The following is a 13074-nucleotide window of genomic DNA, read 5'->3' as shown; positions in this document are numbered from 1 at the left end:
GCGGCGAGCCGGTCGGCAGCACTGCTTCAGGCGACCTGGGCGGATTGCCAGCCGGCGATCAGCGCATGCAGCGCCGCCGCGTCGGTGCTCGACTTGATCTGCTCGCGCAGGTTCGCGTCGCTGAGCAGCTCGGCAATCTCGGAGAGTATTTCAAGATGTTTCTGCGTGGCCGCTTCCGGCACCAGCAGAAAGATGAGCAGGACGACGGGTTGCTCGTCCGGCGCGTCGAACCCGATCGGGTTGGCGAGCTGGAACACGGCCGCCATCGGCGACTTGAGACCTTTGATGCGGCCGTGCGGGATGGCGACGCCGTGGCCCAGACCGGTGGAGCCCAGGCGCTCGCGCGCGAAGAGGCTGTCGGTGATGAGGGCGCGGCCGAGGCCATGCAGGTTTTCAAACAGCAGGCCGGCTTCTTCAAAAGCACGCTTCTTGCTGGTGGCGTCAACGCTCACAAGCACTTGAGCGGGCGGCAGGATGGACGCGAGTCGGTTCATGTTGATGCGGGGCGGGGGCGATTATGCACCCACCCCGCAAAAAGCAAAGGGCCGCTCGAAAGCGGCCCGCAAGAGTATTTGCCCGAAGACTGCACTACATCACGCGCTTGGGTGCGGCGTGGTGGTGATCCTGCAGGCGATCCTTGTGGCGGACGACCTGCCTGTCGAGCTTGTCGACGAGTTCGTCGACTGCAGCATAGAGATCAGCGTGGCTCGCTTCCGCGAACATGTCATTGCCCTTGACGTGAATGTTGCATTCGGCACGTTGCCGGCGTTCCTTTTCCTTTTGCTTTTCCACCGTAAGGATCACCTTCACATCGACGACTTGATCGAAATGGCGGTTGATCCGGCTCAGCTTGCTCCTAACGTAGTTGTCCAGCGCGGGGGTGACGTCGAGGTGATGACCGCTGATCGTCAAATTCATGAATGACCTCCTGGAAATTGACGGTTGGGAAAAAAGCCGTGCCTCCAGTTGGGAGACGCGACCGGGAGAAATCAAGGGGAGTTCAGGGAGAGAAGAGAGGGAAGACAAGCAAATGCGGGGAAGGTCGGTTCACTATGCACAGGCTGTCATCGAATTGCAATGCCTTTGCCACACAGGCTTGATCCAGATCGAATTCACGGCATGAAATCGCTATGAAATCGATAGCAACAGATCCCGGCGGCACAGGCAACTACAACTCATCCGGAAGGCCCGCCAAGGTGTCAAGACCGGGGAAATACGACCACGCCGACCCAAGGGCCGCCCGGCGTCAACGCCAGGCGGCACGCATGCGGCTCAGGAGATCGATCGTGGCGGCGGGCGGGGGAACGTGGGGCGCGCGCGGCGGCGGTGGCGGCCAGGTCTGCTGGTCGAAGCGCTGCGCATCGGCCGCCGGGATGAAGCGCGTGCGCCCGGCGTACAGATGCCGATCGCCGCGTACGGCCTGTTGCGTGACGTAAAAGCGCTGCGGCACCAGCAGGTGCAGGTGGTCGCGCGCCCGCGTCATGGCGACGTACAGGAGCCGCCGCTCTTCTTCGAGCTCTTGCGCGCCCTGCGCCACGTCGGCCGGTATGCATCCGTCGACCACATTCAGCACGTGCACCGAGGTCCACTCCTGCCCCTTGGCGGAATGGATGGTGGAAAGGATCAGGTAGTCCTCGTCGAGCAACGGCGGCCCGGGCCGGTCGCTGGTGGCTTCGGGCGGATCGAGCGTCAGCTCGGTCAGGAAACGCTCGCGCGACCCGTACCCGGCTGCCAGGCGGGCGAGTTGCTCCACATCGCCGCGCCGGACGCCCGAATCGTCGTAGAGCCGCTCCAGGTGCGGCAGGTACCACGACAGCACGATGTCCATGTCGGCCGGCCACGAAAGCGAGGGCTGGCGCAATGCAGCGTAGGCGTCGGCGAACCGCGCCCATTCGGCCTGCGCCTGCGAAGGCGGCACGAAGGAGCGCACGACCTCGCCCGGATCGGCCGCGGTGTCCATCGCGTCGAGCAGCCGCGCGGACGTGACGGGGCCGACACCTGGAATCAACTGGGTGACCCGGAACCCGGCCATGCGACCCCGCGGGTTCTGCGCGAACCGCAGCACCGCGAGCATGTCCTTCACATGCGCCGCCTCGAGGAACTTGAGGCCCCCGTACTTGACGAACGGGATGTTGCGCCGCGCGAGCTCGAGTTCGAGCGCCGCGCTGTGGGTCGATGTGCGGAACAGCACCGCCTGCGACTTCAGCGCCAAGCCGCCCTCGCGGTGCGCCAATACGCGATCGGCGACCCACGTCGCCTGCGCCGCCTCGTCCGCCACCAGCACGAGCTGGGGTTGGCCTGCCGACGGCTTGTCGGTCCAGAGCGTCTTGGCGTGCCGCTCCGCCGCCGCAGCGATGACTGCATTCGACACATCGAGGATCGGCTGCGTCGAACGGTAGTTGCGATCGAGCGTGACGATGCGCGCCGGCTGGCTGAAGTGCGCCGGAAAGTCGAGGATGTTCCGCACCGTCGCACCGCGGAACGAATAGATCGACTGCGCATCGTCGCCCACCACCGTGACACCGCGACCGTCGGGCTTGAGCGAACGCAGGATGGCCGCCTGCAACAGGTTGGTGTCCTGGTATTCGTCGACCAGCACGTGGTCGAAGCGCTCGCCGACCTGCCGCGCGAGGGTCGGCTCGGCCATCATTTCGGCCCAGTACAGCAGCAGGTCGTCGTAGTCGAGCACGTGCTGCTGCTGCTTGGCCTCCACATACGCGCCGAAAAGCCGTTTCAGCTCGGCCTCCCATTCGGCGCACCATGGGAACGCCTGCTTGAGCACGTCACCCAGCGGCGCGCGCGTGTTCACGGTGCGCGAATAGATCGAGACGCAGGTCCCCTTCAGAGGGAATCGCCGGGTCGAAGTTGACAGGCCCAGGTCGTTGCGAACCAGCCCCATCAGGTCCTCGGCGTCACCCCGGTCGTGGATGGTGAAGTTCTCGTCCAGACCGATCTGCGCGGCGTACTCGCGCAGAAGCCGCGCGCCCACACCATGGAAGGTGCCGGCCCACGGCAGCGCCGGCGGCGATCGCGAGGGCAGGCCCAGGACGCGCACCAGCACCTGGCCGGCGCGGCGCTCCATTTCCTGTGCCGCGCGACGGGAGAAGGTCAAGAGAAGGATCCGCTGCGGATCGGCGCCCTGGGCAATCAGGTTGGCCACCCGGTGCGCCAGGGTGCTGGTCTTGCCCGAACCGGCGCCGGCGATCACGAGCAGCGGGCGATCGTCGCGCGCGGCATGGCCGACAGCGGCATCGAGCCCGTGCTGAACCGCCGCGCGCTGCGCCTCGTTGAGCTGCGCGAGCGCCTCGGCAAGCCGCTCTTCAGGGCTGTTGAGGAGGGGGGTCGCAACGCTCGGCATCGAGCGCAACTGTACTGGATGTTTATCCAGAAGCCACGGGGCGCCGGCAACCACCGATGACATAATCGCGCCTCGCTGCAAAACCGGAGTTCTTCGATGGAAATCATCCCGTCTCGGCAGCTTTCACTCCCCTTCTGACGCCACTGCCGGCGAGGGGGATTGAAAGCGCCCCAATCACTCGCCGCACCGCCAGACTTTCAAAGGGAGTGAGCCATGCTCAACATCTTCACGCTCGCCAATGGCCGCCTCGTCCAGGAAGAGATCGAGGCCCTGGAGGAGCTGTCCAAGTTCCAGCCGATCTGGGTCGACCTCGAATCGCCGACCCTCGAGGAAAAGCGCTGGATCAAGCAGTACTACGGCCTGTCCATTCCCGAAGACGCGATGGACGAGGACATCGAGGAATCCGCGCGCTTCTATGAGGAAGACAACGGCGAGCTCCACATCCGCAGCGACTTCCTGATCGACGACGACGAGAACCCGCGGTCGGTGCGCGTCGCCTTCATCCTCAACCAGCACAACACCGAGTTGCGCAGCCGCGGCGTGCTGTTCTCGATCCACGACGAGGACGTGCCGGTGTTCCGGCTTCTGCGCATGCGAGCGCGCCGCGCGCCGGGTCTGATCGAGGACGCCAAGGAAGTGCTGCTGAAGCTCTTCGACGCCGATGCCGAGTACTCGGCCGATACGCTGGAGAACATCTACGACGAGCTGGAGAACGCCGGAAAGAAGGTGCTCTCGGGCAATGTCAGCGACGAACTGGCCGGCGAGGTGCTCGGCCTCATTGCGCGGCAGGAAGACCTGAACGGGCGCATCCGCCGCAACGTGATGGACACCCGCCGCGCGGTCAGCTTCATGATGCGCAGCCGCATGCTCAATGCCGAACAGTTCGAGGAGGCGCGGCAGATCCTGCGCGACATCGAATCGCTCGACAACCACACCGCCTTCCTCTTCGACAAGATCAACTTCCTGATGGATGCGACCGTCGGTTTCATCAACATCAACCAGAACAAGACGATCAAGATCTTCTCGGTCGCGAGCGTGGCGCTCTTGCCGCCGACGCTGATCGCCAGCGTCTACGGGATGAACTTCAAGTTCATGCCGGAGCTCGACCTGACTTACGGCTACGCCTATGCGATCGTGCTGATGGCCGCGAGCGCGCTGGTGCCGATGTGGTATTTCCGGCGGCGCGGCTGGTTGAAGTAGCCCACCCCCGTTGCTTGCTCACTTCGTGTAGCCGCCTCCCCCCTCAAGGGGGCGCACCCGGCGGACCGGCGGAGCCGGTTCCGCGGGTGCCCTGAACATACCTGTCGGGCGCTTTTATTGCTGCGAGAGCGTCGCGAGCCAGGCGCTGACGAGGGCCAGGCTGTAGCGGCTCGCGACCGACGAGACGAAACGCGTGAAGTCGCCGTGCGCGGCATCGTCGGCGCGGTCCGAGATGGTCCGCACCGCCGCGAAGGGCACGCCGAAGTCGTGGCACACCTGCGCGACCGCGGCGCCTTCCATCTCCACTGCAAGCGCGTCGGGTAGTGCATGGCGCAGCGCTTCGCTCTCGGCGGCGGTCGACACGAAGCGATCGCCGCTGATCAGCAGGCCGCGATGAACCCTGGGCGCGTCCAATGCAAAGTCATCGGCCACCTTCTCGCCGAGAAGCGTCACCGGATCGGACAGGACGTCGGCAGCCACGGCGGCGAGCGCATCGCTGATCTCGGTATCGGCAGCGAAGCGCGCGTGGCCCGTCAGCGGGACCTCGTACTTGGGGAAGATGGGCGATGCATCGAGGTCGTGCTGAAGCAGCTTGGTCGCCACGACCACATCACCGACACGCACATCCGGCGCCAGCCCGCCGGCAACGCCCGTGAAGACGATGGCCCGCGCGCCGAAGCGCTCCAGCAGCACCGTCGCGGTCGTCGCCGCCGCCACCTTGCCGATGCGCGACAGCACTGCGACGATGAGCTGGCCCTGCAAGTGCCCCACCCAGAAATCGCGCCCGCCGACCGGGATGCGTTGCTCGTCCGGCATCTGCGCGAGCAGCGCCCCCAGCTCCTCGTGCATCGCGGACACGATCGCGATCGGAGGGTTCGTGGTGTCGTTCATGGGACGCAAGCTTAGCGCCCCAGCACCCGAGGCCAGAAACCCCGCGGAACCGGCTCAGCCGGGCCGCAGGGTTGGGGGATTACTTGATGTCTTTGATGTCGACTCCATAAAAGGTGTGTCGCCCGAACGGGCTCAGCTTGAAATCGACCACTTCCTTGCGCACCGGCTTCAATTGCACCGCATGCGCGATGGTGAACCACGGCGCCTGCTCCTTGAAGATCACCTGTGCCTTCTTGTAGAGCGCATCGCGGTCCGCCTGCTTGGGCACGTTCTTGGCCTTCACGACCAGGTCCTCGTACGGCTGGTAGCAGAACTTCGCCACGTTGCTGCCGTTCGACTGCGCCGACGCGCAACCGAGCAGCGTGTAGAGGAAGTTGTCCGGATCGCCGTTGTCGCCGGTCCAGCCGAGCATGCCCATCTGGTGCTCGCCCGCCTGCATGCGCTTGCGGTACTCGCCCCATTCGAAGGACTTGATCTCGGCCTTGACGCCGACCTTGGCGAGATCCGCCTGCATCAGCTCGGCGATGCGCTTCGCATTCGGGTTGTACGGGCGCTGGACCGGCATCGCCCACAGGTCGGTGGTGAAGCCGTCCGGGTAGCCGGCCTGCGCCAGCAGCTTCTTCGCGGCTTCGGGGTCGTATGCATCGTCCTTGACCGCGTCGTTGTACGACCACATCGTCGGCGGGATCGGGTTCTTCGCCGCGACGCCCGTGCTCAAGTAGACGCCGTCGATGATCGCCTTCTTGTTGATCGCCATGTTGACTGCCTTGCGCACGCGCACGTCGTCGAACGGCTTCTTCGTCGTGTTGTAGGCGAGGTAGCCCACGTTCAGGCCGGGCTGCTCGAGCACCTGCACGTTCGGATCCTTGCGGATCGCATCGAGGTCCGCCGGGTTCGGATACGGCATCACATGGCACTCGCCCTTCTGCAGCTTGGCCCAGCGCACCGAAGCATCGGGCGTGATCGCGAAGACGAGGTCATCGATCTTCGCCTTGCCACCCCAGTACTGCGGGAAGGCCTTGAAACGCACGATCGCATCCTTCTGGTACTGCACCAGGTAGAACGGGCCGGTGCCGATCGGGTCCTGGTCGATCTTCTCGGGCGTGCCGGCCTTGAGCATCGCGATCGCGTATTCCTTCGACTGGATGCCCGCATAGGGCATCGCGAGGTTCGCGAGGAAAGGCGCCTCGGGCTTGTTCAGCACGATCTTTACCGTGTAGTCGTCGATGCGGTCGACCGACTTCAGCAGCTTGGGCATGCCCATGTCGTTGAAGTAGGAGTGGTTCGGGCTCGTGACCTTGTAGTAGGGGTCGCTCTCCTTCCACTGCCGCTCCATCATGAACATCACGTCGTCGGCGTTGAAGTCGCGCGTCGGCTTGAAGTTCTTGGAGGTGTTGTGCCACTTCACGCCCTTGCGCAGCTTGAAGGTGTATTCGGTGCCGTCGGGCGAGATGGTCCAGCTTTCGGCCAGGCCCGGGACGACCTTGGTGCCGCCGCGCTCGAACTCGACGAGGTTGTTGTAGACCTGCGTCGTGACGTCGAACGAGGTGCCCGTCGTGTTCACCGCCGCGTAGAAGTTCTCGGGACTGCCCTCGGAGCAAAAAACCAGCGTCTTCGCCGACGCGGCGCCGCAGGCCAGCGCCAGCGCGGTCGGCGCCAGCAGCGAGGCGGCGCGCAGACAGCGCGAGAGTTTGGAGGTGTGGGACATGAAACTCGGCTCCTTCAGGGTTGAGTCCGCGCGACGGCGGGCGGGGAATGGTCGACGCGATGCTCGTCCGCGCCATCCAGAAACTTTTCGGCGTGATGGCAGGCCACCATGCGCTCGTCCAGCAGGCGCGGCAGCGGGCGCTCGGCGCGGCAACGCTCGGTGGCATGCGCGCAGCGTGTGTTGAACACGCAGCCCGGCGGCGGCGCAAGCGGCGAGGGCAGCTCGCCCTTGAGCACGATGCGCTGCGTGGCCAGTCCCGGCGTGGAGGCCAGCAGGGCCTGCGTGTAGGGATGGAGCGGCCGCGCAAAGATGCGCGCCTTGGGGCCCTGCTCGACCGCATGGCCGAGGTACATCACCAGCACGTCGTGCGCGATGTGCCGCACCACGCCGAGGTCGTGCGAGATGAAGAGATACGACAGTCCGAGCTCCGCCTGCAGGTCAGCGAGCAGGTTCAGCACCTGCGCCTGGATCGAGACGTCGAGCGCCGACACCGGCTCGTCGGCCACCAGCAGCCGCGGCCCGAGCATGAGCGCACGCGCGATCGCGATGCGCTGCCGCTGGCCGCCCGAGAACATGTGCGGGTAGCGGTTCGCGTATTCGGGCCGCAGGCCGACGCGGGCGAGCATCTCGCGCGCCTTCGCGGCACGCTCCGCCTTGCCGAGCGTGGTGTTGATCGCGAGCGGATCCTCGAGCACCGTCGCGATCCTCTTGCGCGGATTGAGGGATCCGTAGGGATTCTGGAACACGAGCTGCACCGCACGCCGAAGCTCGCGCCTGCGGTCCGCGGGCGGATGGACCGCATCGGTGCCCACCAATGTCAGCGAACCGGCCGTGGGCTTCTCGATCAGCGAGACCATGCGCGCGAGCGTCGACTTGCCGCAACCCGATTCACCGACCACCGCGAGCGTGCGGCCCTTCTCCAGCTTGAAGGAGATGCTGCCGACGGCCTGCAGATGCGCCGGCGCGCGAAACAGCCCGCGCCGCACGGTGTAAACCCGCTGCAGGTCCTTCGCCTCAACAACCACTTCGCTCATAAGGAAGCCTCCGCGCTTCGCGCTGCGGCGCAAGCGCCTTCGGGCGGCCGGGCGGCGCTCATCGGACGAACTCCACGACCTGGCCGCCATCGCGCAGGCGATGTGCATCGCGCTCGCGGTCTCCGAGCGGATAGTGGCAGCGCACCTGCCCGCCGAGCCATTCGCGCAATTCGGGCCGCACGGCATGCGAATGCGGCGTGGCATAGGCACAGCGCGGCGCGAAAAGGCAGCCGGCGGGCCGGTCATGCACACCCGGCACCACGCCGGCGATGGTCGCCAGGCGCTGTTCGCCGGTCGCGCGCTCGGGCAGCGCGGCGAGCAGCGCGGCGGTGTAGGGGTGCTGCGGCATCGCGAAGAGTTCGTCCACGCTGCGCTCCTCCATCAACTGGCCGGCATACATCACGGCCACGCGCTGCGCCATCTCGCTGACCACGCCCATGTTGTGCGTGATCAGCACGAGGCCCATGCCGCGTTCCTTCTGCAAGTTGCGCAGCAGGTCGAGGATCTGCGCCTGGATCGTGACGTCGAGCGCGGTGGTCGGCTCGTCGGCGATCAGGAGGCGCGGGTTGCAGGCGATCGCCATCGCGATCATCACGCGCTGGTTCATGCCCCCCGAGAGTTGATGCGGGTAGCTGTTCAACCGCGACGACGCCGCCGGGATGCCCACCTGTTCGAGCAGCTCGGTCGCGCGCTTCTTCGCTTCGCGCTTGTCCAGGCGCAGGTGCAGCCGGAGTGTTTCCATGAGCTGCCAGCCGATGGTGAAGCAGGGGTTGAGGCTGGTCGTCGGCTCCTGGAAGATCATCGCGATGTCCTTCCCGACGAGTCCGCGCCGCGCCTTGTCCGAAATTCCAAGCAGGTCATGCCCCGCGAATTGCAGATGCTCCGCGCGCACCTGGCCGGGCCACCCGATGAGGCCCATCAGCGCCATCATCGTGACGCTCTTGCCGGAACCGGATTCGCCAACGATGCCGAGCACCTCGCCTTCTTCGAGCCGCAGGCTGACGCCGTCGACCGCATGCAGCGTGCCGCCTTGCGATGGAAACTCCACATGGAGTTCGCGGATATCAAGCAATGGCATCTCAGTCCCCCAGGACGCAGACCGTCGTCCGCGACACATGAAACTGACACAGACGAGGCCAGGAACCCCGCGGAACCGGCTTTGCCGGGCCGCCGGAGTTGCCCCCGGAGAGGGGGTGTCCGAGCCACACGAAGTGGGCGAGGCTGGGGGTGAGCTTCATCGCTTGAGTTTGGGGTCGAGCGCGTCGCGCAAGCCGTCGCCCAGCAGGTTGAACGCGAGCACGGCCGCAAGGATCGCGAGCCCCGGGAAGGTGACGACCCACCATGCGCGGAGCACGAACTCGCGCGCATCGGCGAGCATGGTTCCCCACTCGGGTGACGGCGGTTGGGCACCGAGGCCGAGAAAACCCAGCGCGGCCGCATCGAGGATCGCGGTCGAGACGCCGAGCGATGCCTGCACGATCAGCGGCGCGGCGCAATTGGGCAGCACTTCGCGGAACATCAGGCGCAGCGTGCCCGCGCCGCTCACGCGCGCCGCGGTCACGTAGTCGCGCGAGACTTCGGAGATGACGGCCGCGCGCGTGATGCGCACGTAGTGCGGCAACACCACGATCGCGACCGCGAGCATCGCGTTGATGAGCCCCGGCCCGAGGATGGCGACGATCACGATCGCGAGCAGCAGGCTTGGCAGCGTGAGGACCACGTCCATCAGCCGCATGATCGCGATCTCCAGCACGCCGCGGAAGAAGCCCGCGACCATGCCGAGCGCAATGCCGACAGCGACCGAGATCGCGACCACTGCCACACCGATCGACAACGACAGCCGCGCGCCGTACATCAGCCGCGAGAGGATGTCGCGCCCGATCGCGTCGGTGCCGAGCAGATGCGTCACGGAGCCGCCCGCCTGCCAGGCCGGCGGCAGCAGGAAGGCGCTGCTGTCGGTCTGGTTGGGCGCATGTGGTGCGATCCACGGCGCGAGGAGCGCCACTAGCAGCAGGAGCACGATGACCGCGAGCCCGATCACCGCGCCGAGATTGGCGGAGAACGAGCTCCAGAATTCGCGCCACGGTCCGGGCGGCGCGCTCTTTCTCGAAGGGACAACCACTGCGCTCATCTTGCCTGCCTGATTCGCGGATTGATGAGACCGTACGCCAGGTCGACGATCACGTTGACCAGCATCACGATCACGCCGAGCAGCAGCATGCCGCCCTGCAGCACCGGGTAGTCGCGGCGGGCGATGGCCTCGATGAGCCATTTGCCCACGCCCGGCCACGAAAAGATGGTCTCGGTGAGGATCGCGCCGGTGAAGAGCACACCGACCTGCAACCCGATCACCGTCACCACCGGGATCAACGCGTTGCGCAGCGCATGCACGCCGACCACGCGCAACGGCCCGAGGCCCTTGGCGCGCGCAGTGCGGATGTAGTCCTCGCCAAGCACTTCGAGCATGGCCGATCGCGTCATGCGCGCGATCACCGCGAGCGTGTTGGTGCCCAGCACGATGGCCGGCAGGATCAGGTGCTGCACCGCCGAGAAAAAGGCGCCCTTGTCGTCCGACAGCAGCGAGTCGATCAGCAGGAAGCCGGTGACCGGCTCGATGTAGTACTGCACCGCGATGCGCCCCGACACCGGCGTCCAGCCGAGGTGCACCGAGAAGAACAGGATCAGCAGCAGGCCCCACCAGAAGATCGGCATCGAGTAACCGGTGAGCGACGTCGCCATCACGCCGTGGTCGAACAGTGAGTTGCGCTTGACCGCCGCGATGATGCCCGCCGGGATGCCCAGCAGCAGCGCGAAGAGCACTGCGCAGATCGCGAGTTCGACCGTCGCCGGAAACAGCGCGAGGAACTCGCTCATCACCGGCTCCTGCGTGATCACCGACTTGCCCAGGTCGCCGTGCAGCACGCGCTCGATGTAGATGCCGTATTGCGTGAAGAGCGGCTTGTCGAGCCCGTATTCCTTCAGCAGGACGGCGTGGCGCGCGGGGTCGATGCCGCGCTCGCCCGCGAGCGTTTCAATGGGGTCGCCGGGGACCAGCCGGATCAGGAAAAAGGCGAGCAGGGTCATGCCGATGAAGGTCGGCACGAGCAGGCTCGCACGCGTGACGATGAAGCGGAACATTCATCACCAATATGCAAGAGCGATGCCGGGTCTCGTCCCCGGCTGAACCCTTATTTCTTGACGTCGCGCAGTTCGCGGCGGAGGATCTTTCCGACGGGCGTCTTGGGCAGGTCGGTGCGGAACTCGATGACGCGCGGCCGCTTGTAGCCGGTGAGGTTGTCATGGCAGAACGCGCGCACCTCGGCTTCGGTGAGGTCGGGGTTCTTCTTGACGATCACGAGCTTCACCGCCTCGCCGGTCTTCTCGTCCAGGATGCCAACCGCCGCGCATTCGAGCACGCCCGGAATCTGCGCGACCACGTCCTCGATCTCGTTCGGATACACATTGAAGCCCGACACCAGGATCATGTCTTTCTTGCGATCGACGATCTTGAAGTAGCCCCGCTCGTCGACGACCGCGATATCGCCGGTCTTGAAGTAGCCGTCGGCGGTCATGACCTTGGCGGTCTCGTCGGGCCGCTGCCAGTAGCCCGCCATCACCTGCGGACCCATCACGGCCAGCTCGCCGGACTGGCCGGGCGCGACTTCATGGCCATCGTCGTCGACCAGCTTCACGTAGGTGCTCGGCAGCGGAACGCCGATCGTGCCGGTGTAGGCGATGCTGGTGGTCGGATTGCAGGTCACCGACGGCGATGTTTCGGAAAGTCCATAGCCTTCGCAGATCGGGCAGCCGGTCTTCTCGAGCCAGAGCTTGGCCACCGCGCCCTGCACCGCCATGCCGCCGCCCACGGAGACCTTCAGGTTCTTCCAGTTGACGGTGTTGAAGTCGGGATGGTTCGCCAGGCCATTGAACAGCGTGTTGACTGCCGGGAAGCTGTGGAAGGTGTGCTTCGACAGCTCCTTGAGCGTCGCCGCGATGTCGCGCGGGTTGGGAATGAGGATCAGCTTCCCGCCGGTGCGCATGCTCAGCATCATGCCGACCGTGAACGCGAAGATGTGATAGAGCGGCAGCGCGCAGACGCTGGTCGGCTGCTCGCCCGCCGGCACCTTCTGCATGACCGGATCGTTCCACGCCTCGGACTGCAGCACGTTCGCAATCACGTTGCGATGCAGCAGCACCGCGCCCTTCGAGACGCCCGTGGTCCCGCCGGTGTACTGCAGCACCGCGACGTCGTCGGGGCCGATCGCCGGCGCCTGGAGCTTGCGCGTCGCGCCCTTCTCGAGGGCATCGTTGAAGCGCACCGCGCCCGGCAGGCTGTAGGCGGGCACCATCTTCTTCACGTTGCGCACAACGTAGTTGACGATCGCGCCCTTGAGCAGGCCGAGCCGATCACCCATCGAGGCCAGCACGATGTGCTTGACCGGCGTATGCGCGAGGCACTGCTGCAGCGTGGTGCCGAAGTTCTCCATCAGCACGATGGCCTTGGCGCCCGAGTCCCTGAGCTGGTGCTCCAGTTCGCGCGGCGTGTAGAGCGGATTGACGTTGACCAGGATGAGCCCCGCACGCAGCAGGCCCGCGACCGAGATCGGGTACTGCGGGCAGTTGGGCATCATCACCGCGACGCGGTCGCCCTTGGCGAGGCCGATGCCCTGCAGATACGCCGCAAAGGCGCGGCTCTGGCGGTCGACATCGGCGTAGCTCACGTCCTTGCCCATGAAGCTGTAGGCCGTACGGTCGGCGTACTTGGTGAAGCTTTCCTCCATCAGCCCGACGAGCGACGAATAGTGCGAAGCATCGATGTCGGCAGGCACGCCTTGCGGATAGCTTGAAAGCCAGGGGCGATCGGTCACGTTGAAGTCTCCAGA

11 protein-coding genes are annotated in these 13074 nt (G+C 65.8%); 1 reads left to right on the top strand and 10 read right to left on the bottom strand.

From position 1 onward, the window contains the following. Positions 1-26: 26 nt before the first annotated feature. The 3 genes from BLW05_RS26115 to BLW05_RS26105 all read right to left on the bottom strand — a co-directional run bounded on the left by BLW05_RS26115 (position 27) and on the right by BLW05_RS26105 (position 3358). The gene (locus BLW05_RS26115; protein WP_088958292.1) at positions 27-494 is read right to left on the bottom strand and encodes a PTS sugar transporter subunit IIA; all 468 of its coding nucleotides are present in this window, start codon (positions 492-494) and stop codon (positions 27-29) included. Positions 495-588: 94 nt separating this feature from the next. Then, complete coding sequence (gene hpf / locus BLW05_RS26110) at positions 589-918, bottom strand: ribosome hibernation-promoting factor, HPF/YfiA family (RefSeq protein ID WP_088958293.1); 330 nt, start codon at positions 916-918, stop codon at positions 589-591. Positions 919-1246: 328 nt separating this feature from the next. Next, on the bottom strand, positions 1247-3358 hold the full coding sequence (locus BLW05_RS26105) for an ATP-dependent helicase (RefSeq protein ID WP_093166494.1): 2112 nt from the start codon (positions 3356-3358) through the stop codon (positions 1247-1249). A 213-nt stretch (positions 3359-3571) separates the two neighbouring features. Between BLW05_RS26105 and corA the strand changes: the two genes are divergently transcribed. Then, complete coding sequence (gene corA / locus BLW05_RS26100) at positions 3572-4558, top strand: magnesium/cobalt transporter CorA (RefSeq protein WP_093166493.1); 987 nt, start codon at positions 3572-3574, stop codon at positions 4556-4558. Between the two features lie 114 nt (positions 4559-4672). Here corA and BLW05_RS26095 read toward each other — a convergent pair whose 3' ends face one another. The 7 genes from BLW05_RS26095 to BLW05_RS26065 form a co-directional block, all read right to left on the bottom strand. Next, complete coding sequence (locus tag BLW05_RS26095; RefSeq protein ID WP_093166492.1) at positions 4673-5449, bottom strand: 5'-methylthioadenosine/adenosylhomocysteine nucleosidase; 777 nt, start codon at positions 5447-5449, stop codon at positions 4673-4675. A 79-nt stretch (positions 5450-5528) separates the two neighbouring features. Further along, positions 5529-7157 (bottom strand): ABC transporter substrate-binding protein, encoded by a 1629-nt coding sequence (locus BLW05_RS26090; protein ID WP_093166491.1) that lies wholly within the window; start codon positions 7155-7157, stop codon positions 5529-5531. Positions 7158-7171: 14 nt separating this feature from the next. Next, the gene (locus BLW05_RS26085; RefSeq protein ID WP_093166490.1) at positions 7172-8191 is read right to left on the bottom strand and encodes a dipeptide ABC transporter ATP-binding protein; all 1020 of its coding nucleotides are present in this window, start codon (positions 8189-8191) and stop codon (positions 7172-7174) included. A 58-nt stretch (positions 8192-8249) separates the two neighbouring features. After that, positions 8250-9269 (bottom strand): ABC transporter ATP-binding protein, encoded by a 1020-nt coding sequence (locus BLW05_RS26080; RefSeq protein ID WP_093166489.1) that lies wholly within the window; start codon positions 9267-9269, stop codon positions 8250-8252. A gap of 156 nt (positions 9270-9425) precedes the next feature. Next, positions 9426-10322, bottom strand: coding sequence for an ABC transporter permease subunit (locus tag BLW05_RS26075; RefSeq protein WP_093166488.1), 897 nt, complete (start codon positions 10320-10322; stop codon positions 9426-9428). Continuing rightward, positions 10319-11329, bottom strand: a complete 1011-nt coding sequence (locus BLW05_RS26070; RefSeq protein ID WP_093166487.1) for an ABC transporter permease subunit — start codon at positions 11327-11329, stop codon at positions 10319-10321. Before BLW05_RS26070 ends, BLW05_RS26075 begins: the two co-directional genes overlap by 4 nt. Positions 11330-11379: 50 nt before the next feature. Continuing rightward, positions 11380-13059 (bottom strand): long-chain-fatty-acid--CoA ligase, encoded by a 1680-nt coding sequence (locus BLW05_RS26065; protein ID WP_093166486.1) that lies wholly within the window; start codon positions 13057-13059, stop codon positions 11380-11382. Positions 13060-13074: the final 15 nt, after the last annotated feature.

It is taken from the genome of Variovorax sp. YR216, from assembly GCF_900107745.1.
Taxonomy (GTDB): Bacteria; Pseudomonadota; Gammaproteobacteria; order Burkholderiales; family Burkholderiaceae_C; genus Variovorax.
Note: the sequence above shows the minus strand (reverse complement) of the source record. Positions and strands in the feature narration are given on the sequence as shown.

Bases quoted from the DNA above. Each gene is read 5' to 3' on its own strand.
- BLW05_RS26115 (WP_088958292.1), bottom strand. From the start codon at position 494: ATGAACCGACTCGCGTCCATCCTGCCGCCCGCTCAAGTGCTTGTGAGC.
- hpf (WP_088958293.1), bottom strand. From the start codon at position 918: ATGAATTTGACGATCAGCGGTCATCACCTCGACGTCACCCCCGCGCTG.
- BLW05_RS26105 (WP_093166494.1), bottom strand. From the start codon at position 3,358: ATGCCGAGCGTTGCGACCCCCCTCCTCAACAGCCCTGAAGAGCGGCTT.
- corA (WP_093166493.1), top strand. From the start codon at position 3,572: ATGCTCAACATCTTCACGCTCGCCAATGGCCGCCTCGTCCAGGAAGAG.
- BLW05_RS26095 (WP_093166492.1), bottom strand. From the start codon at position 5,449: ATGAACGACACCACGAACCCTCCGATCGCGATCGTGTCCGCGATGCAC.
- BLW05_RS26090 (WP_093166491.1), bottom strand. From the start codon at position 7,157: ATGTCCCACACCTCCAAACTCTCGCGCTGTCTGCGCGCCGCCTCGCTG.
- BLW05_RS26085 (WP_093166490.1), bottom strand. From the start codon at position 8,191: ATGAGCGAAGTGGTTGTTGAGGCGAAGGACCTGCAGCGGGTTTACACC.
- BLW05_RS26080 (WP_093166489.1), bottom strand. From the start codon at position 9,269: ATGCCATTGCTTGATATCCGCGAACTCCATGTGGAGTTTCCATCGCAA.
- BLW05_RS26075 (WP_093166488.1), bottom strand. From the start codon at position 10,322: ATGAGCGCAGTGGTTGTCCCTTCGAGAAAGAGCGCGCCGCCCGGACCG.
- BLW05_RS26070 (WP_093166487.1), bottom strand. From the start codon at position 11,329: ATGTTCCGCTTCATCGTCACGCGTGCGAGCCTGCTCGTGCCGACCTTC.